The organism is Halomicrobium sp. IBSBa (assembly GCF_017612575.1).
Classification (GTDB): Archaea; Halobacteriota; Halobacteria; order Halobacteriales; family Haloarculaceae; genus Halomicrobium.
On sequence record NZ_JADPQC010000003.1, the window covers coordinates 48,580 to 73,868 of the forward strand.

At 68.0% G+C, this 25,289-nt stretch carries 19 protein-coding genes; 11 read left to right on the top strand and 8 right to left on the bottom strand.

Annotation, left to right across the window (positions count from 1 at the left end; all coding sequences use genetic code 11):
* Positions 1–149 precede the first annotated feature (149 nt).
* The 7 genes from IL252_RS09840 to IL252_RS09870 all read left to right on the top strand — a co-directional run bounded on the left by IL252_RS09840 (position 150) and on the right by IL252_RS09870 (position 10,882).
* Positions 150–1,937: a DUF4129 domain-containing protein gene (locus tag IL252_RS09840; protein ID WP_208627860.1), complete on the top strand. Its 1,788-nt coding sequence runs from the start codon at positions 150–152 to the stop codon at positions 1,935–1,937.
* Entirely contained in the window at positions 1,934–2,872 is a 939-nt protein-coding gene (locus IL252_RS09845; RefSeq protein WP_208627861.1) for a hypothetical protein, read from the top strand. The genes IL252_RS09840 and IL252_RS09845 overlap by 4 nt, the downstream gene beginning before the upstream one ends.
* Positions 2,869–4,179 (top strand): DUF58 domain-containing protein, encoded by a 1,311-nt coding sequence (locus IL252_RS09850; protein ID WP_208627862.1) that lies wholly within the window; start codon positions 2,869–2,871, stop codon positions 4,177–4,179. Before IL252_RS09845 ends, IL252_RS09850 begins: the two co-directional genes overlap by 4 nt.
* Positions 4,180–5,715 (top strand): glycosyl transferase, encoded by a 1,536-nt coding sequence (locus IL252_RS09855; RefSeq protein WP_208627863.1) that lies wholly within the window; start codon positions 4,180–4,182, stop codon positions 5,713–5,715.
* 26 nt (positions 5,716–5,741) lie between these two features.
* Entirely contained in the window at positions 5,742–6,917 is a 1,176-nt protein-coding gene (locus IL252_RS09860; protein ID WP_369334727.1) for an AAA family ATPase, read from the top strand.
* 60 nt (positions 6,918–6,977) lie between these two features.
* Positions 6,978–9,677 (top strand): AAA domain-containing protein, encoded by a 2,700-nt coding sequence (locus IL252_RS09865; RefSeq protein ID WP_208627865.1) that lies wholly within the window; start codon positions 6,978–6,980, stop codon positions 9,675–9,677.
* A 368-nt stretch (positions 9,678–10,045) separates the two neighbouring features.
* Positions 10,046–10,882, top strand: coding sequence for a phosphatase PAP2 family protein (locus IL252_RS09870; protein ID WP_208627866.1), 837 nt, complete (start codon positions 10,046–10,048; stop codon positions 10,880–10,882).
* A 46-nt stretch (positions 10,883–10,928) separates the two neighbouring features.
* Here the strand turns inward: IL252_RS09870 and IL252_RS09875 are convergent, their stop codons facing one another.
* The 3 genes from IL252_RS09875 to IL252_RS09885 form a co-directional block, all read right to left on the bottom strand.
* Positions 10,929–12,578: a PH domain-containing protein gene (locus tag IL252_RS09875; protein WP_208627867.1), complete on the bottom strand. Its 1,650-nt coding sequence runs from the start codon at positions 12,576–12,578 to the stop codon at positions 10,929–10,931.
* Positions 12,575–13,036, bottom strand: a complete 462-nt coding sequence (locus IL252_RS09880; protein WP_208627868.1) for a PH domain-containing protein — start codon at positions 13,034–13,036, stop codon at positions 12,575–12,577. Before IL252_RS09880 ends, IL252_RS09875 begins: the two co-directional genes overlap by 4 nt.
* Positions 13,037–13,154: 118 nt before the next feature.
* Positions 13,155–15,899 (bottom strand): ATP-dependent helicase, encoded by a 2,745-nt coding sequence (locus IL252_RS09885; RefSeq protein WP_208627869.1) that lies wholly within the window; start codon positions 15,897–15,899, stop codon positions 13,155–13,157.
* 105 nt (positions 15,900–16,004) lie between these two features.
* On the opposite strand from IL252_RS09885, the gene IL252_RS09890 reads away from it, so the two are divergent.
* The 3 genes from IL252_RS09890 to IL252_RS09900 all read left to right on the top strand — a co-directional run bounded on the left by IL252_RS09890 (position 16,005) and on the right by IL252_RS09900 (position 18,767).
* On the top strand, positions 16,005–16,877 hold the full coding sequence (locus tag IL252_RS09890; RefSeq protein WP_208627870.1) for a dihydrodipicolinate synthase family protein: 873 nt from the start codon (positions 16,005–16,007) through the stop codon (positions 16,875–16,877).
* A gap of 112 nt (positions 16,878–16,989) precedes the next feature.
* Positions 16,990–17,817: a winged helix-turn-helix domain-containing protein gene (locus tag IL252_RS09895; RefSeq protein WP_208627871.1), complete on the top strand. Its 828-nt coding sequence runs from the start codon at positions 16,990–16,992 to the stop codon at positions 17,815–17,817.
* 179 nt (positions 17,818–17,996) lie between these two features.
* A complete protein-coding gene (locus IL252_RS09900) occupies positions 17,997–18,767 on the top strand; it encodes an MBL fold metallo-hydrolase (protein WP_208627872.1) in 771 nt (256 codons plus the stop codon).
* A 41-nt stretch (positions 18,768–18,808) separates the two neighbouring features.
* Here IL252_RS09900 and IL252_RS09905 read toward each other — a convergent pair whose 3' ends face one another.
* The 3 genes from IL252_RS09905 to IL252_RS09915 all read right to left on the bottom strand — a co-directional run bounded on the left by IL252_RS09905 (position 18,809) and on the right by IL252_RS09915 (position 22,383).
* Complete coding sequence (locus IL252_RS09905) at positions 18,809–19,963, bottom strand: ATP-binding protein (protein ID WP_208627873.1); 1,155 nt, start codon at positions 19,961–19,963, stop codon at positions 18,809–18,811.
* Between the two features lie 87 nt (positions 19,964–20,050).
* Positions 20,051–21,118 (bottom strand): mRNA surveillance protein pelota, encoded by a 1,068-nt coding sequence (locus tag IL252_RS09910; protein ID WP_153553466.1) that lies wholly within the window; start codon positions 21,116–21,118, stop codon positions 20,051–20,053.
* Positions 21,119–21,165: 47 nt separating this feature from the next.
* Positions 21,166–22,383: an NAD(P)/FAD-dependent oxidoreductase gene (locus IL252_RS09915; RefSeq protein ID WP_208627874.1), complete on the bottom strand. Its 1,218-nt coding sequence runs from the start codon at positions 22,381–22,383 to the stop codon at positions 21,166–21,168.
* A 311-nt stretch (positions 22,384–22,694) separates the two neighbouring features.
* On the opposite strand from IL252_RS09915, the gene IL252_RS09920 reads away from it, so the two are divergent.
* Positions 22,695–23,570 (top strand): hypothetical protein, encoded by an 876-nt coding sequence (locus IL252_RS09920; RefSeq protein ID WP_208627875.1) that lies wholly within the window; start codon positions 22,695–22,697, stop codon positions 23,568–23,570.
* A gap of 138 nt (positions 23,571–23,708) precedes the next feature.
* Here the strand turns inward: IL252_RS09920 and IL252_RS09925 are convergent, their stop codons facing one another.
* On the bottom strand, positions 23,709–24,356 hold the full coding sequence (locus tag IL252_RS09925) for a hypothetical protein (protein WP_208627876.1): 648 nt from the start codon (positions 24,354–24,356) through the stop codon (positions 23,709–23,711).
* Positions 24,357–24,524: 168 nt separating this feature from the next.
* Positions 24,525–25,256 carry a GNAT family N-acetyltransferase gene (locus IL252_RS09930; protein WP_208627877.1) on the bottom strand — a complete coding sequence of 244 codons (732 nt, stop codon included), beginning with the start codon at positions 25,254–25,256 and terminating at the stop codon, positions 24,525–24,527.
* Between the last annotated feature and the right edge of the window lie 33 nt (positions 25,257–25,289).

Here is a 25,289-nt window from a genome sequence, read left to right on the forward strand (position 1 = left end):
GTTCTGAAAATACCCTTCGGTCAGCCCGACCGCCGGCTGGACCGGGGATTTCTTTGCATCCGAATCCGAGACGTGCAATAGAGCAGTCGTCCGCCGTCTTGCCGGGCCGCCCGGCTGCCCTCCCTGCGCGGCGGCGACCCACTGAGATCATGGTCCCTACGCACCGCACCGCCTCCCGGACGAACGCCCCGACCCGACAGCTCCTGATCGTGGCGACGTGTGTCGTCGGCCTCCTCGTCGCCGCGGCGGCCATGCCAGCTACGGCACCACAGCCGACACCCCCAGAGTTCCTGAACGGGGAGTCGGACTGTCAGATCCTCTTCTCCGAGGATCCGGTCGCCGGACACGAACTCACAACGACGGTCCTGTACGACGAGGAACCGGTGTCGGACTCCCCCGTGTGGTTCAACGGCGAACGCGTCGGCCGGACCGACGAGGACGGACAGGTCGTCGGCACCGTCCCCTACGAGCAGACCCTGCAGGTCCGGGTCGAACTGCCCGGCGGGGGCAGCTGTGCGGCCAGCATCGACACCGGGGACTCGGACGCACCGCTGAAGACCGTCGACCGATCCGGCCTCGGTGTCGCCGCCCTCGACGGCGTGGCCCAGCAGCAGGCCCAGAACGGGTCGGGCGCGTACCCCGTTCGTGGCCGGATCGACCTCTCGGTCGACGAACAGCCCTACCCCGGCGAGACGACGACGCTGCGGGCGACGATCCAGGGCAACCCCGTGGCCGACGCGACGGTCTCGGTCGACGGACGGACGATCGGACGGACCGACGCCGACGGCACGATCGAGATTCGCGCGCCGATCGAGGGCGACCGGACGCTCACCGTCCACGTCGAGCGGGGAGCCTTCGAACGCGAGACCGAGATCGTCGTGCTCCGCCTCGACGCGACGATACGGACCGACGCACTGCTCCCGCTGCCGGGGCAGAGCGCGACGGTCGCCGCCCGGCTCGGCGACCGCCCGGCGGTCAACGCTACCGCGCTAGTCGGCGGCGAGCGACTGGGCCGAACCGACGCGGACGGCCACGTCGAGATGACGCTCCCGGCCGACCCGACGGCACGGCTCACCGTCGCGACGGCCGACCAGGTGGCCACCACGCCGGTCCTGCTGGCGTTCGCGCCGACGATCCTGCTGACCCTCCTCGCCGTCCTCGCCCTCGTCGGCGTGCCGGCGGCCGGCTACTCGATCGCCGGTCGCCGTGGTATGGCGATCGGCTCCGGCGTCGCCGTCAGCGTCCTGGCGCTCGCGTACGTGTTCCTCCGCTTTGGCCGGACGATCGCGCTGCTGGGGTCGCTGGCGCTGCTCGCTGTCGTCGGACTCGCCGCCTTCCTCCGGAGCGACTACAGCGCACTCCAGGCGGCCCGAGCGACCGCCGGCTGGTTCCGCCGTCTCGGCCGCCGACTGGCCGCCGACGGCCTGTGGCTGTCCGGGCGACTCGAAGCGGCCGTCGGGAGCCTCGAACGCCGTCTCAGGCGTCTGCGGGACCGATTGACGGGTCCAGACGCGACGCCGCTCGCGGACGCCGGCCGCTGGCTCACGTCGCTTCCCGCACGCCTGGTCGCGTTCGTCCGCGCGCTCGCCCGCGGACCGAGCCGGCTGTTCGATTCCGAGGAGAGCGACCACGACGATCTCGCGGGCGAATCCGGACACGCGGACGACGAGACGACGCTCTCGCGGCGCGCACAGTTCCGCCGCGTGTGGCGTGCGTTCGCCGGTCGGGTCGCCCCCGAGACGTGGCCACGACGCACGGCCGGCGAGGTCTCCCGTCGGGCGATCGATCGCGGGCTCTCGCCCGAGCCGGTCCGCGAACTGACCGACACGTTCCGGGCCGTCGAGTACGGCGACGAGTCGCTCACCGACGGGCAGGTAGCGCGGGCTCGCGCGGCGCTAGAGGAGATCCGCGACGACTCCGAGGAGGGGTCGGCGTGAACCGTCTCGTCGTCGGGAGCGGCGTCGTGTCGATCCTCCTCGGCCTCGTCGCGCTCGCGGTCGGCGTTCCGGCGACGGCGGAGACGATCGTCGCCAGCGCCGTCGCGCTGCTCGCGATCTTCGGCGTCGGCGTGTCGATCTGGAAGCTGCTCGCGTCGCCCGACGGTGACGGACCGGCCCTGCCGCCGCCGTGGACCGACGACGGCGCGCTCTTCGACCGCGCGCCGGAGCGAAGCCGCGGCGAGGACGCCCTCTCGGGCGAGTCCTTCGGGGCCGTCCTCGCGGACGCCGGGCAGACGGCGCGCTCCGAAGGGACGGTCGAAGCGGGCTACGACACCGTTCGGCCGGTCCTTCGGCGGGCGCTCGTCGACGCGCTCGTGATCCGCGAGGGCGATCGCGCCGCCGTCGAGGCGTCGCTGGCGGCGGGGAGCTGGACCGACAACCAGATCGGGGCCGCCGTGCTCGATCCGGGCGTCGATCCGCCCCCGCGTTCGCTGCGAGCCCGGATCGAGGCCTGGCTCTTCCCGGAGCGCGTCGTCAGGCGACACCTCCAGATCGCCGTCCAGGCCGTCGCAGAGGCGGCCGACGACGCGGTGCCGACGGTGCCGGGCCAGAACGCGCCCCGCTCGGTCCCGGTCAGCCAGCCGCGACTCGAAGACCTCCAGCGCGGCGTCGACGGCACCGTCCAGCGCGCCGTCGATCCGCTGGCGACCGCCCGCGGCCCGCGACCGCCCGGTAGCGAGGCCCGAGAGGTCCAGGTCGATGTCGAACCGGCCGGCGCGGACGGCGACGGTGCAAACAGTGAAGCAGCGGGCGACGAAAGCGCCGATCCCGCTGGCGAGGCGGGAAGCGGCGACGAGACGGCCCGAGAATCCGACAGGAGTGGGGACGCCCGAGAGCGGGATCGCTTCGCCACGGACGGTGGTGTGCGATGAGCCGTCAGTCGACGCGCTGGCGGGCGACGGTGGCGGCGGCGACGCTGTTCGCTGCGGCCGGGCTCGTGGCACGTAGCGGTGCGTTGCTCCTCGCCGCGATCGTTCCGCTGGTGTATCTCGCGTACTCGCTGGTCACGAGCGGTCCCGATTCGGTCTCGCTCTCGGTTACCCGCCACGTCGAGCCGGAGCTGTCGCCGCCGGGGACGCCGGTCCACGTCACGCTCGAAGTGACCAACGAGGGCGACCGGCCGGTGTCCGACCTCCGCGTCGTCGACGCCGTCCCGGCGGATCTGGCGGTGACGCGTGGCACTCCCCGGACGGGCGTGGCGCTCGAACCCGGCGCGACGACGACGATCGAGTACGTGCTGGTCGCTCGCCGCGGCGTCCACGAGTTCGAACCCCCGCGCGTGAGGGTCCGGAGTCTCGGGGGCACGAGCGTCACGACGTTGCGTCCGACGGTGTCGGGCGACACACGGCTCGTCTGTCGCCTCGACGCGGACGCGCCACCGATCGACGACCAGGGCGCGCAGTTCGTCGGCGACCTGACCACCGACGAACCGGGCGAGGGGCTCACCTTCCACTCGACCCGAGAGTACCGGCGTGGCGACGACGCGCGCCGGATCGACTGGCGGACGTACGCCAAGACCGGCGAGCTGACGACGGTCGACTACGAGCGTCGCCGGGCGGCCTCGGTCGTCCTCGTCGTCGACGCTCGCCGCATCAGTCGCGTCTCGGCGGGTCCCGGGCGACCCACTGCCGTCGAACTGTCCGCCTACGCGGCGACCCACGCGGTCACCGACTTCGTCGCCAGCGGTCACGACATCGGCGTCGCGGTGATCGGGGCCGACGGTCCGGGGCCGGCCGGGCTCCACTGGCTGGCTCCAGAGAGCGGCGACGGGCAGCGGTCCCGAGCGATCGACTACTTCCGGACGGCGACGGAGGTGACCGGCGGCGCGCCCGACACCGACCGCCAGCTGGCCGAGTTGCTCGACCTGGTGCCGCCGGGAGCGCAGCTGGCACTGTTCTCGCCGCTGCTCGACGATCTGCCCGTCGAGGCCGTCCAGGCGTGGCGCTCGCAGGGGTACCCCGCCGTCGTCCTCTCGCCGGACGTAGTGACCGACAACACCGTCGGCGGGCAGTTCGAACAGGTCCAGCGGTACACGCGACTGGCTCGCTGCCAGGCCACCGGCGCGCGAGCGACGGACTGGCGACGGGGGACGCCGCTCCCGATGGCGCTGGCCTTCGCGTTCGCGGCCGACGCACGGCTACCGAGTCAGCGCCCGACCGGCGCTGGGGGGGTCCCGTAGATGGCGCTGTTCGGTCCCCGTCTCGATCGGCCCAGCGCCCTCGGCGACGAGGGGCGGCCGCGGGCGACGAGCCTGACTATCGCGTCCCTGCTGGTCTTCGGGCTGTTCGTCGTCGCGACGACCTGTCCGTGGAATTACAGTCTCCGGTTCGGCGACGGGCTGGTGCCGTCGCTGATCGTCCCCACCTGCGCCCGGCTGGGTCGGCTAACACTCGCTTTCGGCACCGTCACGGGGCTACTGACCGCCGGGCTCGCGCTGCTGACCCGCGAGCGGTTCGTGTCGCTGTTCGTCGGACAGATCTGCTTCCTGCCGGCCGGTGCGGCGCTGGTGGCCGGTCTCACGGGGCTGGTGGTCACCAACCCGGCCTACGGCATCTTCTTCGGCGGCTTCGCCGTGGCACTGGTCGCGCTCGGGAGCACGTGGACGGACACGACCAGCGGGTCGGCCGTCCGTCCGGCGCTGTTCCAGGAGGGGCTGACCTACCTCTCGATGGTCGGCTGGGGGATCGTCGTGGTCGTGCTCGGCGGAGCCGCCCTGCTCGTTCGCACCGTGGTCGGCCCGGCCGGGAGCGGCCCCGGTCCGACCGCGGCGCTCTCGACGTTCCTCGTCGTCGTCTTCGTCGGCGTGCTCTCTTTCCGACTGGGGCTGCGCTGGCTGCCGATCCGACAGCTCACCCCCCGAAATCGCCGTGAGGCCGTCGACAGACGACTCGGACAGCTCAGGCTCGCGACCACCGTGGTCCTGATCGGGACTCTCGTCGCCGTGCTCTGTGTCCTCCCCGCCTGGTTCCTGGGGTGGTTCGACGCGGTGTACGCGCTCTTCCCGCCCGCTCGCGTGCTCTTTCCCGTGCTCGCGACGCCGATCCCGGTCGTCGCCGTCCTCGGCGTCGGCGTGGTGACGCTCGCGATCGGACTGGTCGCGCTCACGCTGCGCCGGCTGACCCGCCCGGTCGACACGACGGCGAACCGCCTGCTCGCGCCCGTCGCGGCGGGACTGGTGCTCGTGATCGGGTTCCTCCCCTTCGCCCTGTCGCTGATCCCGGTGCCCGGCAGCGCACCGCCCATCGTCCTCGTGGCGTTCCTGGTGCTGGGGCCGATCGCGCTCTACCTGCTCGGCTGGACGGTCGTCGCCGCGCAGTACCTCTCGATCGTCCCCGAACGGGCCGGCGGCCCGGCGCTCGCGGCCGGCGGGATGGTCCTCGCTACGATCGGGGCGGCCCTCACCGGGGTGCCGACGCCGCTCGTCGTCGCGACGGCCGTGGTCGCGATGGTCGTCTGGGACGTGTCCTCGTTCGGGCTGGGCGTCACCGCCGAACTGGGCCACCTCCCGGAGACGAGACGGCTGGAGCTGTTCCACGCCGTCGTCGCGGTCGTTCTCGGAGCAGCCACGGTGCTCTCGCTGAGCCTGCTCGGCGTGGTGCGTACCTCTCTGGCCGGCGAGGTCGCGGCGACCGTCGCGGCCGCCCTGGCCGTCTTCGGCGTCCTGGTGTTACTGACGCCGCTGCGGGGATACGTCGCCGGGGAAGGGAGAGATTGATGGGGGCGGGCGACGAGCCACCGCGCATGGTCCACCATTCCGGCGGCGACACGGTCGAAGATGCAGCCCAGACCTGCCTCTCCGTCGTCGAGCGTATCGAGGAAGCCGCCGTCGTCGAACGCACCGTCCTCCACGAAGTCCTGTCTGCCGTCCTCGCGAAGGGCCACGTCCTGCTGGAGGACGTGCCCGGCACCGGCAAGACGGTCACCGCCCGCGTCCTCGCAGAGGCGCTCGGCCTGGAGTTCACCCGCATCCAGTTCACGCCGGACCTGCTGCCGGCGGACGTGACTGGTTCGAACGTCTACAACGAACACGAGGGTGCCTTCGAGTTCGCTCCGGGGCCGATCTTCGCCAACGTCGTGCTGGCCGACGAGATCAACCGCGCGCCGCCCAAGACCCAGTCGGCGCTGCTGGAGGCCATGGAGGAGGGACAGGTCAGCGTCGACGGGACGACACACGAACTGCCCGACCCCTTCGTCGTCGTGGCGACCCAGAACCCGATCGAACAGGAGGGGACCTTTCGGCTCCCCGAGGCACAGCGAGACCGCTTCAGCGTCAAGACCTCGCTGGGGTACCCCTCCGTCGACGGCGAGATGGAACTGCTCGACCGGCGAGCGCAGCGCCGGACGCTCGCCCCGAGCGTCGAGCCGGTGGTCGAGGAGGCCACCGTCCGCGAGCTACAGGACCTCGCCGAGGACGTCTCGGTGCGGGTCCCGGTCCGGCGGTACATCGTCGACATCGCCCGAGAGACGCGGGCCGACGAGCGATCCGAGGTCGGCGTCTCTCCCCGCGGCGTCCAGCGGGTGTTCGAGGCGGCGCGTGCCAGCGCCGTCCTCGCGGGTCGGGACTACGTCGTCCCGGACGACGTGAAACGTCTCGCCGTGGCGACGATGGCCCACCGGGTCGTGCTCTCGACGAACGCCACCGTCGAAGGCACCGAGGCCGCCGATATCGTTCGCGACGCGCTGGACCGCGTCGAGGTGCCGGCCGTCTCGCCCGACGCCCCCGAGTCGGACGCCGGCGTAGACGAGGCGGTCGCGGAGTCGCCAGAGCAGTCCGCCGAGACGACGCCTGCGACCGAGCAGGCGACCAACGGACACGAGGAGCCGTCTGGCGACGTGTCGACGGACGCGCCCGCTCCAGACTCCGCGACGACCGACGGCGACGCCGAGCCCGACGGATCGGACGACGACCTGTTTTGAGACGGCCGCCAGCCCACCCCGACCGACAGCGTTTTTCGGCCTGCCCGCCAGGCTCCGTGCGTGCAATTACGCGGCGTCGCAGTCGAGGTGAGCGACGAGCAGACCGTCGACACGCAGTACGGCGAGAGCGATCTCTGTGAGGTGACGGTTCGGCCCGACGACGGGCGTGGCGAGCCCGTCACCGTCACGCTGTGGGGGAAGTGGACCGAGACCGGCGCGGTGCTCGAACCCGGCATGAGCGTCGCCGTCTACGACGCCGAACCGCGCGAGTACAGAGGCGAGACCCAGTACTCCGTGGGCAGCGACGCACGGATCGTCGTCGAGCCGGAGTTTCTGGTCGACGTGACCGACGTTCGCTCGTGGGTCCAGTGCCCGCGGATGTACTACCTCAACAAGCTCTCGGGGACCCCCCAGGCCTACCCGGTCGTCAAGGGGACCATCGTCCACGAGGTCTTCGGCGACCTGCTCCGGGGCCGTGACGTGGAGGAGGCGGTCGCGGCCCACGTCGAGGACGCCGGGCTCGACCTGGGGCTGCTCGGCCGCGATGCCGACGAGGTCGCCGCCGACGTTCGCGACCACGCCGCGGCCATCGACGGCTGGCTCAGGCAGGGAACCCTGACCGAAGAAGACGAGTGGCGATCCGAGATGACGCTGCTCTCGGCTCGCTACGGCATCAAGGGGCGGGCCGACGCCGTCCGGCGCGGGATGCCGGTCGAACTCAAGACCGGCAAGAACACCCGCAGAGAGCCACGCTTCCAGGACAAGATCCAGGCGGCCTGCTACGCGTTGCTCCTCGGCGAGCGCCGCGAGGAAGCGCCCGACACCGGCACGCTGCTGTACACCAAGAACGCCGCCGTCGAGCGGACCGAGGAGTCCGGCGATCTCTCGCCGGCCAAGGAGTTCTCGATCAACGACGGCCTGCTGAACTTCGTCGTCCGAACGCGCAACGAGATCGCGGCCATGGAGTACGACGCGAGCGTCCCGACGGGCTACGAGGCCGACGCCAAGTGCGAGTACTGCTTCGAGCAGGACACCTGTATGGCGGTCTCCGGGCGACTGGACCAGGAGTCGAAGGCCGGCCAGGTCGGCACGGCCATCCCCGACGAAGAGCGCGAGTACTTCGACCGGTTCTATCAGGCCATCGAGGCCGAGCGCCGGGCCGTCCACCGCGAGTACGCCAAGCTGTGGGACCAGCGCCCCGAGGAGCGAGCCGACGACGACCGCGCCCTGATCGACCTCGAACCGACGGGCAAGCGTCGACTCGACGGCGGCCGCTGGGAGCTGCGAGCCCGCGGCACGGGTGCGGTCTCGAAGATCCGCGAGGGCGACATCGCGCTCGCCAGCGACGGCGACCCGATCGACGGCGACGCCGAGATGGCTCGCGTCGAGCGGTTAGGTGGAGGGAGCGAAACGAGCGAGGGACGCAGCGACGACGCCCGCCCAGAGATCGTCGTCACGACCGACGAGCCGGTCGAACTGCGCCGACTGGACGTGTACCCCTCCGAGATCGGCACCGACCGGATGTTGACGGCGCTGCACGACGGCCTGCTCACCCAGCCCCCCGAACAGAAGGACGTGCTCTTCGGCCGACGCGAGCCAGCTTTCCGATCGATCGACGAGACGTTCATCGACAACAACGACGCCCAGAACGAGGCGGTCCGGCTCGCCGTCGGAGCCGACGACTGCGCGCTCGTCCACGGGCCGCCGGGAACGGGCAAGACCTACACGCTCGCCCGGATCGTCCGGGCGCTGGTGGCCCGCGGCGACCGGGTGTTGCTCTCGGCGTTCACCAACCGCGCGGTGGACAACTGCATCGAGGCCCTCGAAGCGCAGGGCTTTACCGACATCGTCCGGCTGGGCACCGAGAGCGGCGTCCGCGAGGACATGCAGCAGTACCGTCTGGAGACTGCCGGCGATCCCGACGACTGCGTCGGCCGGCTGGAGGACGCGAGCGTCGTCGCGGCGACGACGGCCTCCTGTGGCTCTCGGGTCGCCAAGACCCAGTCGTTCGACGTGGCGATCGTCGACGAGGCCGGCCAGCTCACTGAGCCGGGGACGCTGGCCGCCACGACGCTGGCCGATCGGTTCGTCCTCGTCGGCGACCACCAGCAGCTCCCGCCGGTCGTCCAGAGCGAGGACGAGACGCTCTCGCGGTCGCTGTTCGAGCGGCTCATCGAGGCCTATCCCGACGCCAGTGTCCTGCTCGACCGCCAGTACCGGATGGCCCAGCAGATCCAGGCGTTCGCCTCCCGGGAGTTCTACGACGGCCAGCTCCGGCCGGCCACCGGCGAGGTGGCGGCCCAGCGAATCGCGGACCTGGACGGCGTCACGCTCGACGCGCTCCCGGAGACGCTGCGTGACGGCGTCAACTTCGTCGATCCCGACGGGCACGTCGACGGCAACACGAACCCGGCGGAGGCGAGCGCGGTCGCCGACGTGGTCGATGCCTACCTCGCTGCCGGGGTCGAGACCGAGGCCGTCGGCGTGATCGCGCCCTACCGCGCGCAGGTCGCCGAGATCGACAAACACGTCCCCGAGGGGGTCGCCGTCGACACGGTCGATCGCTTCCAGGGATCGAGCAAGGAGGTCATCGTCGTCTCTTTCGTCGCTACGGGTTCGCTCGACGGTCCGATCTTCGAGGACTACCGTCGCATCAACGTCGCCCTGACGCGAGCGAAGAAGGCGCTCGTGCTGGTCGGCGACGAACGCGCGCTCTCGACGGACGAACTGTACGAACGGATGGTCGAGTGGGCTCGCTGACGGTCCTCCCAGTGACCCTCGTCAGGGTCAGTCTGTCAATCGCTTGATTCGGTTCATGCGACAGACCGGACAACAGACGGCCGTCTCGTGCTGTGGGATACTGAATCGCACCCCGCAGGTCCGACACCGGTACGTGGCCACGCGGTTCTTAGAGAGTTCTGCCATCTCCCTCGATTCGTCGCTCGATGGGCGCTCTCGGCCGTGAAGCGGTCGATTCGGTATCACACATCTGTGCTCACGTTCCGGTCGTCGGTTCGGCGGGACGCGTTGTAGCCGTTGTTTCCAGTTCGATGGGTCTGCCTCCCGCTCGGCCACGGTCAGCCGTCAGAGGCGTTCGATTTAACTACCGATGTGACGACCCCTCGTCCGTGATTCGTCTCACTGCACTGTCGCGGTCGATCTGGGAGGCGACGCCGGGGTGGTTGATCGAACCGGCAGGCGTCGTCACTGCCTTCGGCGGCGCGACGGCGCTGTTGTTCGTCCTCTCCTTGCTGTACTGGCTCGACGAGCGGCGCTCGACGGCCACGGTCGTGAGCTACGCCTTCGTCGCCCTGGCGGTCGTGATCCTCCTGAAGGCCGCGATCGGCATGGGGCGACCGCCGGCCTCGGTCCGCTCCATTCCGCTGGCCAACGACCCCTACGGCTTTCCAAGCGGCCACGCGGTCGCGGCGGTCGTCGTCTACGGCGGCCTCGCGACCGTCCGGGACCGTCTCGACGATGTCCGCGTCGTCGCCGCTGTCGCGCTCGCCGTGGCACTCGTCGCGCTCTCGCGGGTAGTCCTCGGGATGCACTACCTCGGTGACGTGATCGTCGGCACGGGGCTCGGGCTCGTCGTGCTGGCGGCCTGCTGGCGGTTCGTCGGCCGGCGTCCGGGACGGGGCTTCCTCGTGGCCGGCGTGGTGGCCGTCGGTGCCGTACTGGTCACCGGCGGCAGTTCCGAGTCGATCCTCGCGCTCGGTGGCAGCGTCGGTGGAGCGGTGGGGAGCCGCTGGATCGACGCCGTGAGCAAACTCCGCTCTCGCCTCGACGGCGCGATCCTCGCGGCGGTGGGCGTCCCGTACGCACTGGTGCTCGATCGGGCCGGCGAGGCGGTCGCGCCGCCGCTGGCGGCCGTCGTCTACGCTGCACTCGTCGCCGGCATCCTCCTCTTGCCGGTCGCCGTCGCCCGGCTTCCGCTCTCTGCCGACCGGGCCGCCAGTGCCTGATCGACTCGACGGCCGACCGCGGGCGATGTAGCACGCTGTCGCCGTGCTACGGCTCGCGAGTGGACGATTCGCTCGGCTCGGGCGCACCCGCGTCGCCCCCCTCGTCCGGGGCGTCGGCCTCGTCGAGCAGCGCCGTCAGCCCTTGTTGTCGGTCGCCTCGTTCGCCGGCCCGGAGGTCGGCCATCAGGCGCTCGCGGAGCGTCTCGTGGACTGTCCGGGCGCGCTCGTCGTCGAGATCGTACGCCGTCGCGTCCCCGCCCAGCAGGCTCGCCGTGCTGGCGGTGTCGGCGGTCACGCTGGCCAGCGAGAGACGGCGCTGGAAGATCGTTCGCGTGTCGATCACGGTCTGGACGCGGTAGTACGGCACCAGCCGGGTCGACCGCACGAGGACGCCGCTCCGGGTGGCAAACAGGTGCTCCAGCAGTGCGAACCCGCGGTGCTTCCAGCTCAGGTGCCCGGCCAGTACCGCGACCGGGACCAGCGCCAGCGGCGCGTACCAGTAGGGGACCGTCTGGACCAGCGTGTCGACGGAAAGCAACAGCCCCGTCGCCACGAGCGGGAGCAGCGAGTACCGGACGGCGTAGCGTCGGCGCGACCTGTCGGGGAGTCGCTCCATCGCCGGCACGTCGGCGTCGGTCAGCGCCTCGGCGACGGCCAGCACCGTCTCGCGATCGTCCAGCGGAATCGCCGTGTTGCTCGCGTCCTGACTCCCCGAACCCGGCGCGTAACCGGCCGTCTCGACGGCCAGGGCGGCGTATCCGACCTGTCGCATCAGTAGGTTCTCGCGGACGGTGACCGTCTGGACCTTCTCCAGCGGGATCGAGCCGCTGTACTGCTGGATCAGTCCCCGCTCGTATCGCAGGTCGTCACCGACGTAGTCGAGGTGAAAGCCGTGGTACTCCGTGATCGTGAACGCGGCACTCAGGAGCCAGGCCGCGAGTGCGAACAGCGCCGCGGCGACGCCGACGGTCAACAGCGCCTCTCCCGTCGAGTAGGTCGGGAGCCCCGACAGCGAGACCGTCGACGGGCCGCCCAGTGTCTCGACGGTCGCCGAGAGCAGTCGGAGCGCGTACTCCTGTGCGAACGGGACGCCGAAGAGGACCACCGCGGGGGCTGCGGGCCGGAACGAGACGAGCGCGAGCGTCAGCAGGTCCCTGGTCGAGAGCTCGTAGAGCCGACGCTGTTCCGGTCCTGTCGGCTCTCGGGCCACCGTGTCGTGTGCTGGCTCGCTCTCGTCGCCTTCCGTCTCGTCGTCCTCCCGTCGGTACTGAGCGACGGCCGACTGGAGCGCTCTGGCCTCGTCGACGTCGACGGCGTTCAGGACCGCCTCTGTCGCGCTCCCCCCGGCCGTCTCGAACTTCACGACGGCGAGACCGAAGAGCCGCTGGACGGGGCCACGTTCGATGTCGACGTTCTGGATCCGTCCCAGCGGAATCTCCCGTTCCTGCCGGTCGAAGACGCCGGAGTCGACGGACAGCGTGCCCCCTGCGAGTGCGTAGGTAAAGCGGTAGTACCGCGCCACGGCGTAGGCGGCCCCGACGAGGGCACCGACGGGTGCGAGGACGAACACCGCTCCGAGCGGGAGCACGTCCAGTGGACCCGTAAGCATCATGCCGGCGAAGAAGCCGATGCTCCCGAACCGGACGACGTTGGTGACGACGCTCCCGACGGCGCTGATCGGGTGGAGACGGTTCATACGGCGTCGGTGGCCTCGCTCTCGGCCGCGAGCTCGCGCAGTTGCTCGCGCAGTTCGGTCGCTCGCTCCGGACGCAGCCCCGGAATACGGATGTCGGCACCTCGCGTTCCGGCGGTGTAGACGACGACGCTGGAGAGGCCGACCAGCCGCTCGACCGGCCCGCGCTGGGTGTCGGTGTGCTGGAGCCGGACGTAGGGGACCGAGGTGTCGACCTGCGTCACGACCCCGCGGACCAGAAAGAGCGCGTCGTCCTGAATCTCGAAGCGCCAGCGTCGAAATCTGAGGACGGCGTGGACGGTCCCGAGAACGGCCGCCACGACGACGACGGCGGCGATCAGTGGCGGGTCTACCGGGACCGCGAAGCGGTCGATCGCGACGGCAACGCCCGCGAGTACCGCCGCGACCACGACCGCCCGCCCGATCCACAGCAGTTGCACGCGGGAGTTGACCCTCTCCATGCGCGATTTCCGGGGCGGCGCGGTGAAAAGGGTTGGTGTGGTCCACCGTCGTTCGGTTCGTCCCGGTCACTGCCGGCGGCGTTGCCGAGGGCGCAGTGCTGTCGTGTCGTCGCCGGTATCAGACCTCGCCAGCGTCGTCGTCGATGGCCGCCAGCACCCGGTCGTGAAACGCCTGTAACACCGCGGACTCGTCTTCGGCCAGCACCACGTCGCTGGCCAGCAGCGTCGCCAGCCCGAACGCACGCGGCGAGGGCGAGTCGACCCGGACGGTCTCGACGGCGAGTTCGCCGGCCTGGATCGCCCCGGTCACGTCCTCGATGGCGTCGACGTTGAGCTTGTCTTCCAGGATCTCGCGATACGTCTCCTCGACGACGGCGAACTCGCCCAGTTCCTCGGCGAACGAGAGCAGCATCTCGGCGTTGACCTGCTGTTCGCTGGCCGACTTCTCGTAGCCCTTGTACCGCTTGAGGATCATCAGCGCCCGCGTGGCGTTGATCCGGAAGTATCGCTGGAGCAGGTCCGTCCCGTCGAGGCTGGCCCGCAGATCCGCCCGGACCGCCGTCGGATCGATGTCGGTGACGATCCCCTCGATGTCGACTTTCCTGTTCAGCGGCATCGAGAGGGTGAAGCCGTTGTCGGCGACGGCGACCTGGACGTTGGCGCTGGCTCGCTGGGCGACGCGGTAGGCCACGAGCCGCGAGAAGCCGTCGTTGAACCGTCGGCCGTACCCGGAGTGGACGTAGTAGTGGCGCTCGTACTCGTCGTGGTCCAGCGCGACTTCGATCACGAGCCGGTCGTCGGTCGAGACGCTCTCCGAGCCGGCGTACGCGACCTGCTCGGAGAACATCCGCGTGATCGCACGCACGGTGTTCTCGTCCAGGGGGAACTCCCGGAGCCACAGTCGAACGGCCGGCGGGCCGCCCTCCTCCAGTCGCGCCAGGAGCTGGCGCTGGAAGGCGAGGATCTCCCGGCCGAGGTCGTACGACAGCGGCAGCCGTTCGGAGAACCACGACGGGACCGTCGGCCGCGCGCTGGTCCGGTCGACGTACACCTTCGAGCCCCGACGGTAGCGGTACTCGAAGTTGTCGCCCCCGAGCACGAACACGTCGCCGCTCTCCAGCGTGTCGAGGTAGCCCTCGTCGAGTTGCCCGACCCACTCGTCGCTTGCCCGGGTGTACACGTCGCAGGTGAAGGAGTCGGGGATCGTCCCGATGTTGGTCATGTAGATGACGCGGGCCATCCGCCCGCGCTTGCCGATCAGGTGTTCGCCCACCGGATACTCCTCGTAGTGGTGCTCGCCGTCGGGAGGATCGTTCGTGTCTCGCCAGATCTTCGCGTAGACGTTCTTGTCTTCCATCCCCGGATAGTCGGCGGTGAGGTACCGACAGAGCTGCTCCCACTCGTCGTCGGTGTACTCGCGATAGGGGTAGGCACGCCGGAGAATCGCCTCGGCCTCGCGCTCGGGCCGGACGGCGTTGATCGCCATGCCGTAGACGTGCTGTGTCGCCACGTCCTGTGCGCGTTCGGGGACGAACACCCGGTCGACGAACCCCTCCGTGGCCTTCTTCAGCATCACCGCACACTCGATCAGCTCGTCCCGGTCCAGCGCCACGACCCGCCCCGTGACGGTCTCTCCGAGCTGGTGGCCCGCTCGCCCGACTCGCTGGAGGAGCGCGGCGACGGACTTGGGGGAGCCGACCTGCACGACCAGATCGACGTGGGGCATGTCGATTCCCAGCTCCAGACTCGTCGAGGTCGTCACCACGTCGAGTGTCCCCGCTTTGAGACGCTCCTCGATCTCCTGGCGGCGCTCTTTCGAGAGGCTCCCGTGGTGGCACCCGGAGTTGTCCTCCCCGTAGTCGTCGAACTCCGAGCGGAGGTTGTGCAAGACTCGTTCGGCCCCCGATCGCGTGTTCGTGAACACGAGCGTGTTCGTGTGTTCCCGAATCAGCTCGTGGAGCTGCTGGTAGAACCGCCCCTGGATCACGTCTCGCGGGGTGTCGATGAGGTCGTCCGTGGGCGTCGTCAACTCCACGTCGAAGTCACGGGCGAAGCGGGCGTCGACGATCTCGTACTCGCGGGGTGACCAGTCGTCGCCGCCCGCGCCGTGGCGTTCACACCCGACCAGGAACTGGGCCATCTCGTCGAGTGGCTCGACGGTCGCCGAGCAGCCGATCCGGGTCGGCGAGCCGTCGGCCAGCGCCTCCAGGCGCTCCAGAGACACCGAGAGGTGGGTCCCGCGCTTGTTCTCGGCGAGGCTGTGGATCTCGTCGACGACGACGTACTCCACCGTCCGGAGCTTCTCTTTGAACTTCGGGCTGTTGAGCAAGATCGCCAGCGTCTCCGGCGTCGTGTTGAGGATGTGTGGCGTCGTCTCCAGCATCTGCTGGCGGTCGCTGTCGCTCGTGTCCCCGTGGCGAATCGCGTGCCGGATCTCGACGGTCTCGCCCCGCTCGTCGAGCTTCTCGGTGATGTCGCTCAGCGGGACCGCCAGGTTCCGGTGGATGTCGTTTGCCAGTGACTTCAGGGGCGAGACGTACAGACAGTAGACGCTGTTGTCGAGTGCGTCCTCGCGGGCCTTCGCGAACAGCTCGTTGACGATGCCGGTAAACGACGCGAGCGTCTTGCCGCTGCCGGTCGGCGCTGCGATCAGGGCGTTCTCCCGCTCGTGGATCAGCGGGATCGCCTCCTTCTGTGGCGGGGTAAAGAACCCCCCGTTGTGCGGGACGAACTCGCCGAACTGCTCGACCCACCACTCCTGGACGACCGGCGCGAGCCGGTCCAGCACGTCGCCGTCGTCGATCGCGACGCTCTCGGGGTCGAACGCCGGGTCGACGCCCGCGAGCCATTCGCGTCCCTCCATTCGTTGTCGAGGGGTAGGACTGGGACGACAAGTGCCTTCGGACCGCACGGTGAAAGTAAAATCTCGATTCCCAAGCGCTAACTCGTTGCCACTCCGGACTCCGGTATGGACTACAGCGTCGGCTGTCCGATGGTGACTCCGTTCGAGGACGACGGCACGCTCGATCGCGCCTCGCTCCGGTCGCTCGTCGACCACCTCGTCGCGGGCGGTGTCGACAGGCTCGTCCCCTGTGGCACCACGGGCGAGTTCGCGTCGCTGACGGATGCCGAGCGACGGGCCGTCGTCGAAACGACCGTCGAGGCCGCCGACGGCCGGGCGAGCGTGATGGCCGGGGTCGGCGGGACGGCGGTCGAAGACGTTCGCGAGCGCATCGCGGCCGCCGCCGACGCGGGTGCCGACGCGGCGCTCGTCGTCGCTCCGTACTACGGCGGTCAGGCCGCCCCTGCCGGCAACGAGCGGTTCTTCGACGCCGTCGCGGCCGGTGCGTCGATCCCGCTGTACCTCTACGACATCCCCAGTGCGACCGGGCAGTCACTCGCGGTCGAGACCGTCGCGTCCCTGGCCGAACGCGGCCGCTACGACGGCATCAAGGACTCCAGTGGCGACCTGACTCACTTCGACGAACTGCTGGACCGGACGCCCGACTCCTTCGAGGTGCTCCAGGGCTGGGACGCCCAGTACGTCCCCTCGCTGCTCATGGGCGGCGACGGCGGGATCAACGCCGTCACGCACGTCCGGCCCGCGGCCCTCGGGCGGGCCGGTAGCGCCGTCGCCGACGGCGACGTGGCCGCTGCCCGAGCGGTCCAGTTCGACGAGATCGATCCCGTGTTCCGGTCGGCAGCCGAGCACGGATTCGCGCCAGTCTGTAAGGCGATCCTCGCCAGGCGGGGCGTCGTCGAGAACGCCGCGGTCCGTCCGCCACTGATTGCACTCGACGACGCGACCGCCAGCGAACTGGTCGAGGGGTTAGAAGACTGATACTGTCGGCCGGTAGGAGTCCCTTACTCGGCCGTTCGTCCGCTCGCTAATCGGTCAAACGTCGCTCGGACACTCCACGAGATTCATTATACTGGCCGTCTGTGGTTTCGATATGTCGCTGTTGCCCTCCAGAGGCCCCGATACGAGTACGTCACAGGAGGGGGAACTCCAGGTCGTCGGCGTCGACGACGAGGTGGCCCCGCTGCTCGACGCGCTCAACTCCGAGACTGCCCGCGCGATTCTCAACGAGATCTACGACGAGCCGGGCACGCCGTCGGAGATCGCCGACAGACTGGACATGTCGATCCAGAAGGTCTCCTATCACATCGAGAAGCTCGACGACCAGGACCTGATCGCTGTCGCTGGCACCCAGTACTCCGAGAAGGGCCAGGAGATGACGGTGTACCAGCCGCCGGACGATCCGACGGTGCTGTTCGTCGGGACCGAGGAGCGAAAGCGGTCCCTGACGACGATGGTCAAGCGCCTGTTGCCCGTGGTGGGTGTCGTCGCACTCGGCAGTCTGGTCATCGAGCAACTGTTCGGCAACGGGCTCTCGGTCGGGTTCAGCTCCGCCGGGCCGTCCTCGCAGGGCGGCGACGGCGCGGGTGGCAGCGACTCCGGCGGCGTCACGAACACGACGGGCGCGACCGAGACACCGACGGAAGCGCCCGCGGACACGCCGACGCCCACCGAAACGGCGAGCGACGGCGGCGACATCGGCATCGCCGAGGCGACGGAGACGCCGACTCCACCACCCGAGACCGACACGCCGGTCCCCGAGGAGGAGACGATCGATCTGGCCGCCGAGACGACCACCCAGGCCGCCGATCTGGCGGCAAACGGCGGACTGGAGCTCTCTCCGGGGCTGGCCTTCTTCCTCGGCGGGATGACGGTCGTCGCGGTGCTCGGCGTCTGGTGGGCGTACACGAGGAACGCTTAAACTGGATTTTGAGCCACAGGTGGGGCTTTATGGATACCCGTCGTAGGCGTATCTGCGCCGTCGGCGGGCGGTTCCCGTCACCCGCCGCCCTCGCCGATGGCCGCCGCCTGCCCACCCCGACAGACAGTCCCGCTGACCCCATCCAAATCGCTTAGGCCCTCCACCCCGAGCGATCCGACATGCGCCTGACCTTTCTCGGAACTGGCAGCGCGATGCCGACCGGCACCCGCTTCCAGTCCGGACTGTTGCTCGAAGACGGCTCCGACCGGCTGCTCGTCGACTGTGGCAGCGGCGTCCTCCACGCGCTCGAACGCACCGACGTTGGCTACGAGGGCGTCGACACCGTCTTGCTCACCCACCACCACCTCGATCACGTCTCCGACCTCGACGTGTTCATGAAAGCGCGGTGGCTCGCGGGCGAAACCGACCTGACGATCGCCGGACCGCCGGGGACCGGTGACCTGATCGAGGGGCTCCTCGATCTGCACGGCTACATGCGCGGCCGGCTCGACCTCACGATCGACGAGGTCGGCGTCGACGCGCCGTTCGCGCTCGCCGGCTTCGATATCGAGGCCATGGAGACGCGCCACTCGATGTCGTGTTTCGCCTATCGCTTTCGGGCCGGGGGCGAGGAGCCGGCGCTGGTCTACAGCGGGGACTCGGAGGCGTTCACGGAACTGATCGAGTTCGCGGACGGGGCGGCCGTGCTCGTCCACGACTGCTCGTTTCCGGACGACGTGGACGTGTCAAATCATCCGACGCCCGCCCAGCTCGGGACGGCCCTGGACCAGGCTGAGGCCACCGTCGGCCGCGTCTACCTCACCCACCTCTACCCTCACACGGAGGGTCGCCACGAGGAGATGCTGGACTCGATCGGGACGGCCTACGACGGCGACGTTCGCTTTGCCGCCGACGGGCTGTCGGTGACGATCGATCCGACAGGGTCCTGACCTGCGGCACGCTCCGCCTGGCACCGCGACACGCGGTCGTCTCAGGCACGCTGAAGCCGAACGCGGAACTCCGCGCCGCCGGCATCGCTCTCGGTGACGGTCACGTCGCCGCCGTAGGACTCTGTCAGGGCACGGACGAAGCCGAGGCCGAACCCGCTGCCGCTGCTGTCGGGGCCTTTCTCGCCCATCTCGAACAGCTCGTCGCGGATCGACGGGTCGATGCCCGCCCCATTGTCGGCAAAGCAGACGACCACGTCGTCGACGCTCGTCTCGACGCTCGTCCGGACCGTGATCTCTCCGTCGTTGTGGACGACGGCGTTCGTGAGAATGTTTGTGAACACCGATCCGAGCAGGTCTCCGGCGTACACCGTCTCCTCGAAGGCCGCCTTGTCGAACTCGACGGTCAGCTCGTCGTAGCCGGTCTCGGCCTCGCTGACGGTCCGTTCGAGTATGGGTGCGACGTCTCTCGGTTCCGGTTCCTCCTCTTCTTCCAGCGTCGAGACGAGGTTCCCGACCCGCTGGATCAGGTCGGCAGAGCTGTGTGCGGCCTCGTTGATCCGATCGGCGTAGGCCGCGGTTTCGCCGTCGGTCTTGTCGGCGAGGACCTCGGAGAACCCGGTGATCACCTGCAGGTCGTTGCCCAGGTCGTGGCGCAACAGCCGGTCGTACAGCTCGATCATCTCCTTTTTCGTCTCCAGGTCCTGTCTGGCCCGTTCGAGTCGCTCCCGGGACCGGATGTTGCTGATTGCCGTCGCGGCGTGAGACGCCAGAATCTCCATCGGGCGCACGACCGCGTCGTCGAACTCGGACCGACTCGTCGAGCGCATCACGAGCACCGCCGTCACCTCGTCGACGATCGTCGCCGGGACGGCCAGTGCCGCGGTCGTCTCTGTGTCGGCGGCGACACGAGCGTCCGCACCGCTCGCTACCTCGGTCGTTCTGGACTCGTAGGCCCGCCGCGCCACGCTCGTCGGCGCTTCACCGACCGACAACGCTGGATTCGTGCTGTGGACGACCTGCAGATCGTCGTTTCGCACTTCCACGAACGTGTTGTCGGCAGCCTCGAACAGCAGTGACATCGCTTCCAGGGTCATCGAAACGACCTCCTCGACGCTCTCACAGCGGTTCAACGCCTGTCCGTACTTGTTGAGATCGGCGACCTGCCTGGCGAAGTCCGTCTGATTCTCAAATGACATTCTGGTGACTGGCTCCGGTCGGTAGCTGAACTGTTAGTACCTGAAGATAGATATCGCCAATGAAAACCGTTTCGCCCCGTTCGCCCTCTACTGCAGCCGATATCGCAGTAGCGCGGCCACGCCGCCCAGATTACGGAGCTGTTGGCCGGGATCGAACTCGTGGGAGAAGACGGTCACGTCGCCGCCTTTCTGTTCCGTCGTCGTGACGATCTCGTCGACGTCTACGTCCCACTCGCTTTCCTCGCCTCGCTCCTCGCGGAGCCGTTCGTCGAGCACCAGCAGTTCCTCGATCGCGCCGAACTCGGCGGCTTCGGCGACCGCGTCGGGGCCGTACGCGACCTTCGCGCCCGTCGCGATGCGTTCCATCAGCTCGTCGATCAGTTCGGCTTCCTCCGCGATACGGGTCCGCTCCTGGACGTCTTCGACCGCACCGCGCTTGAGCACCTCGTGGACACCGCGGTCGCCGACGGCGCTGGTGTCGACCGTCGTGATCTCCGCTGCCAGATCCGGGTGCTCGTCCTGGATGTACTTGAGCGCGTCCTGCTTGGTGAAGCCGGGGCCGGCGAGGATGTAGGCGTCCACGTCCATCCGCCGGAGCACGTCCGAAAGCTCCGCGAACAGCTCCTCTCGCGGTCGAGCGTAGTCGCCCTTCCCCGTCGTCGAGGTGATCGACGCGCGCGACTCGGTGCCGTACTGGGCGACGGTGTGGACGTGTGCCTCCCCTTCCTCGACGGTGGCGATCGCCACGTCGGGCTGGTCGGTCGCCTCGGTCGCCTCCTCGACGCGGTCGATCTGGTCGGGCTTCCAGACCTTCTCGACCTCGATCTCGTCGTGTTCCTCGACGTTGAACGTGTGGTGAAAGTCCAGCTGGTCCTCCCGCGAGCAGTCGACGATCGTCCCGCCGACGCGCAGCCGATTGGCGAACTTCGCGAACTCCACGTCGGTGACCGCGACCGCGATCCACATCGGCTCGCGCTCCCCGCCCTTGTCGCGCAACTGATCGTCGTCGCGCTGGATCCGCCGGGTGGTGTCGCCCGCGACGTGGTCGCCCGGCTCGATCACGTACGTCAGGTGCCACAGATCGTCGAGCGTCTCGGGGACGAGCGTCAGCCGCTCGCGCCCGCCCTCGACCTGCTGGCGGTCGGCGATGCGCATGCACTGTGGTGGGCCCGTCGGTGGTAAGTGCCCTCCGGTTTCGCCGTTCAGGGCTCCGTGTCGACCGCCTCGGGATCGCCCGCCTCGTCCACATCGTCGACTGCCAGCCCGAGTTCCGACTGGACCAGTTCGACGGCGTTCTCGACCGCGCCGACGCTGCCGAGATAGCCCGCGCCGACGGAGGTCTTGAGCGCGAGCGCCGCCCGCCCGGTCAGGACGCTGTCGCCGACCTGTGCGACCGCGCCGTCGCCGACGCTGACGAGCCACCCGAGCGAGTCGAAGGTGTAGCGAGCTAGTCGAGGCTCGAAGCCGCCGGCCCCGGCCAGCCGATGCTCGACCAACGCCGTGACGTTCTCCGCGGCGACTCCGGCCTCTCGGATCGCCGCCTGCGCACTCGCCGGGACCGGCTCGCCGTCCGTGTCGACGACCCTCGCGGCGTCGCCGACAGCGAACGTGTCGCCCGCGAGCCGCAGGTCGCTCCTGACGACCGGCCGCTCGTCGTCCAGCGCAGCGGGTCCGTGCAGTCCACCGGTCCAGACGAGCTGCCCGTACGACAAGTCCTCCCCGTGGGCGACCGTGATCGTCTCTCCGTCGACGGCTTCGACGGTCGCGTTCGTGCGGATCTCGACGCCGCGCTGGCCGAGCTGATCGGCGACGGCCCGCTGGAACGCCTCGGGAAAGCTCGGCGCGACGCTGTCGAGCTGTTCGAGCAGGAGGATCTCGGCGTCTCCACCGTCTGCCCCCTCCTCGTCGGCTGTCTCGTCTCCGTGTTCCCGCGCCATCGCCGCGAGTTCGCCAGCGACCTGCACCCCCGAGAGGCCGGCACCGCCGACGACGACGCGCCCACCCTCGTCGAGCACGTCCAGGGACCGCTCGCGGATCTCACGGGCGTGTTCGAGGCGCTTCAGCGGCGTGGCGTGCTCTCGGAGTCCCGCGATGTCGTAGAACGCCGTCTCGGCACCGAGACAGATCGCACCCACGTCGTAGTCGAGGTCCGGGGCACCGTCCAGTCGAGCGACGCCCGCCTCGGGGTCCACGTCCGTCACTGTCGCCTGCCGGACCTCGCAGTCCAGCAGGTCGGTCAGCGGGATCGAGATCTCGTCCTCGACTGCGGGCCGACGAACGACGCGGTGGAGTTCGTGCTGGACGACGTGGGTCTCGGACTCGTCGACGACGACGAGGTCGACCGATTCGGGCAGCGACGATTCGAGCTTCCGGGCGAGTGTGAGGCCGGCGTAGCCAGCACCCAGGACGGCGACGTGCATACCGTCGGTTGGGCGCGCCGTCGTATCAACCTTAGCTGGGGTGGTTGAGCCGACCCTTGCTGTAGTCATTCTTATGCCTATACCACTTTTTCAACCGATTTCGCAGACACAGGTTCGTGGAAGAACTGTGCCAAAAAAGATCGGCTGACGCGTTATCAGAAGTATTAGAGAAACACAACTCTGAATCTGAGATGCTGTAATAGAGGTTTTCTGGTGTGCTCTATGCCAAAAACTTAATATTAAATCTAATATATTATAAATTTCTAACTAATAGAAAATTTTTTAACCCTTCCGAGAATATTTACATATGCATGTCAGAAAAATCTGACAATATCAGTCGGAGAACCGTACTTTCGACCACCGGCGCACTCGCATTCACGGGACTAGCAGGCGTTCAAAGTGTTCGTGCTGACAGTAATACCGGTCGAGAAAGCGATGGTCGTCGAACTGCTGGGAGTCGCACCAGAGACAGTGGATCCGTAGAACTCAGTTCCGAGAACAGCGGAACCAAGCAGGAGTGGGTATCAATTATGAAACAGCGGGATATCGTCCACCCTGCCGTGAACGAAGGTGTGAGTTCTTCTAGTGCAGACGCGAATTTGCAAAACCTCACGTATGTGGATCATTGGAAACAGACCTCAGACCTGGCGCCCAACTGTCCACAAGGAGACAATCCGAACTTCAGTGCCGAACACTTGTGCACAGTGTACAAAGCGGTCGATGATGAAGGGGCTATCGTTCAAGACAGTAACGGCCAGTACCGGTACATTGTCGAACTGTGGCAGCAGTGCACCAAATCGGATAGTAGCGGGGTCCTTTGTGCTGATGCAGAGATTAATCTTCTCAGATCGAATATAAACGACAAGGACGGTGATGTAACCTTTCACGGGCGTGATCCCACCGGCACTGAGCGAGTCAATGATGAACGCATATCTGTCCGACACTATACCGAGGTTAGCGGTGTTGCATTTGGGGGTGACGAGGTTGTTCGATTCAACGACGGGCTGTTCGGAGCAATCGAATGGACACCTGGACCGGAAGGATCGTATACCGTGTCCTGGAGCGGGGAGGAAGAGCAAATACAAGACATTATCGCTTTTGTCGACATCGGATCTGATTCAAAACTTGACTTCGACGACGAAGACACCGGAATCGTGTGGAACTACAAAGTTGAGACCGACTTTTAGTGGGGCGGTCTCTGACGCCGTTGGATAGGCATTTTCAAGTAAATCATCTGAATATTATCGAAAACCACATCCCGCATTATGAGACGGAGAAAATTCGTCACGGTCATCGCCGGTGCCACGCCAATGACTAGTGGCTGCCTAAGTCTGGGGATATCGGCGGACGACGATCAGACCGGAGCAGACGTCTTCGAAAGTCATCGTTACGAGGGACGACAACTGATCGTACGATTTCGAGAGCACGCCGACATCGAGGAGGCCGTACTGGTAGATCGAGCGCTCGACCGTCAGTACCAGCGGATCACCCGCCCTTCTGACCAGGCTCGCTTCGATGTCGTGTTCCCGGATCAGTTTGTCTCCTACCTCTCGAAGAACCTCTACGTGAAAGCCAAGACCGCCGACGGGTGGGTCAGTCAGTGGGTCTGGGAACCAGTCCACGGCGTCGCGAAGAATATCGACGTACAGTCGGACGGTAGTGTCTCCTTCGACATCCACAACGCCGGCACTGCTCCCCTTCTCGTTCGATTCGTCGGAATGTACGGGGATGTCCCGAACCCCACTGTCGATCTGCAGAGCGACTCGTTCGACCGTGATGAGTTCGAACTGGGACCGAGCATCGTTGGTTCCGGAGGGAACCGGCCGCTCGATCCGTCGAGGAGAGATCTCGTCGTCGGGCCGGGCGACACCGCTCGGTTCGAAACGGTGTACCGTCCCTTCGCGTTCGAGAACGGCGCACCCGACGGTGGCTGTGATGGAACAGAACGCACCGGAGAAATCGGTATCGTCCACGCGTCCGGCACGATCGCTTCCTACACGTTCACGTATCGTGGCAGCGGCGGTCCTGTCGGAGTCGATGACGAAACTGATGAGAGTGTCAGCCAGCAGCAAGTCGAGACGTGTGACACAGTGACCACGTCCCGGTGACGGCGTTACTGTCTCTGGGTGGTCGAAACTGTGCTATATCGTCGTCGACAGCATCACTTCGTCGACCTGCTCGTCGTCGATCGTGTAGTGGTTCCGGCGGATGGCCTCGGTGTCCCAGCCGTGGTCGGTGAGGAACTCGATGGCCCGGTCGTTCGTCATCGGGAGGCTGTTGTACACCTTCCGGTAGCCGTTGGCCTCGGCCCAGGAGAGGCCCCGCTGGAGGAGTTCGCTGCCGATGCCCCGTCCTCGATAGTCGCTGTCGACGCCGACGGTCTGCTGGGCGGTCCCGGCCAGCGAGTCCAGTTGTGGCAGGTCCAGGTGGGTCCACCCGACGACCTCGCCGTCGACCGTCGCGACGAAGAACACGCGAGACTCGACGGTCGTGTGGCGGTTGACGGTGTCTTCGTAGAGCAGTTCCTCGGCGACGGTCTCGGCGACGACGTAGGTCTCCTCGTCGGTGACGTCCCGGATCGTCCGGACGAGGCCGTCGAAGTCCTCGTGGCGGGCCGGCCGGATCGTCACCGACAGGTCGCCGGTCTCGTACTGCTCGACTGCCCCCACGTCCAGCGCGACGCGGATCGTCCCGCCGTCCTCGCTGAGGTACCCTCGCTCTTTCAGTTCGTCGAGGTGTTCGCCGAACGATTCTGCCGACGCGTCGCTTTGCTCCAGCAGAATGTGTCGCTTCGCGGTGCCGTGGCGCTCGACGTACTCGTAGATGCGGCGACTGGTATCAGACTCGAACGTCGGTCGCTCGACTGTCTCCATACCCCCGTTTGGTGGAGCGGGCGCTTAATGGTT

What these genes read in the sequence shown, in the direction of transcription:
- IL252_RS09855 (WP_208627863.1), top strand. Translation starts at nt 4,180, where the DNA reads ATGGCGCTGTTCGGTCCCCGTCTCGATCGGCCCAGCGCCCTCGGCGAC.
- IL252_RS09840 (WP_208627860.1), top strand. Translation starts at nt 150, where the DNA reads ATGGTCCCTACGCACCGCACCGCCTCCCGGACGAACGCCCCGACCCGA.
- IL252_RS09905 (WP_208627873.1), bottom strand. Translation starts at nt 19,963, where the DNA reads ATGTCATTTGAGAATCAGACGGACTTCGCCAGGCAGGTCGCCGATCTC.
- IL252_RS09890 (WP_208627870.1), top strand. Translation starts at nt 16,005, where the DNA reads ATGGACTACAGCGTCGGCTGTCCGATGGTGACTCCGTTCGAGGACGAC.
- IL252_RS09895 (WP_208627871.1), top strand. Translation starts at nt 16,990, where the DNA reads ATGTCGCTGTTGCCCTCCAGAGGCCCCGATACGAGTACGTCACAGGAG.
- IL252_RS09885 (WP_208627869.1), bottom strand. Translation starts at nt 15,899, where the DNA reads ATGGAGGGACGCGAATGGCTCGCGGGCGTCGACCCGGCGTTCGACCCC.
- IL252_RS09875 (WP_208627867.1), bottom strand. Translation starts at nt 12,578, where the DNA reads ATGAACCGTCTCCACCCGATCAGCGCCGTCGGGAGCGTCGTCACCAAC.
- IL252_RS09915 (WP_208627874.1), bottom strand. Translation starts at nt 22,383, where the DNA reads ATGCACGTCGCCGTCCTGGGTGCTGGCTACGCCGGCCTCACACTCGCC.
- IL252_RS09860 (WP_369334727.1), top strand. Translation starts at nt 5,742, where the DNA reads ATGGTCCACCATTCCGGCGGCGACACGGTCGAAGATGCAGCCCAGACC.
- IL252_RS09920 (WP_208627875.1), top strand. Translation starts at nt 22,695, where the DNA reads ATGTCAGAAAAATCTGACAATATCAGTCGGAGAACCGTACTTTCGACC.
- IL252_RS09850 (WP_208627862.1), top strand. Translation starts at nt 2,869, where the DNA reads ATGAGCCGTCAGTCGACGCGCTGGCGGGCGACGGTGGCGGCGGCGACG.
- IL252_RS09910 (WP_153553466.1), bottom strand. Translation starts at nt 21,118, where the DNA reads ATGCGCATCGCCGACCGCCAGCAGGTCGAGGGCGGGCGCGAGCGGCTG.
- IL252_RS09900 (WP_208627872.1), top strand. Translation starts at nt 17,997, where the DNA reads ATGCGCCTGACCTTTCTCGGAACTGGCAGCGCGATGCCGACCGGCACC.
- IL252_RS09930 (WP_208627877.1), bottom strand. Translation starts at nt 25,256, where the DNA reads ATGGAGACAGTCGAGCGACCGACGTTCGAGTCTGATACCAGTCGCCGC.
- IL252_RS09880 (WP_208627868.1), bottom strand. Translation starts at nt 13,036, where the DNA reads ATGGAGAGGGTCAACTCCCGCGTGCAACTGCTGTGGATCGGGCGGGCG.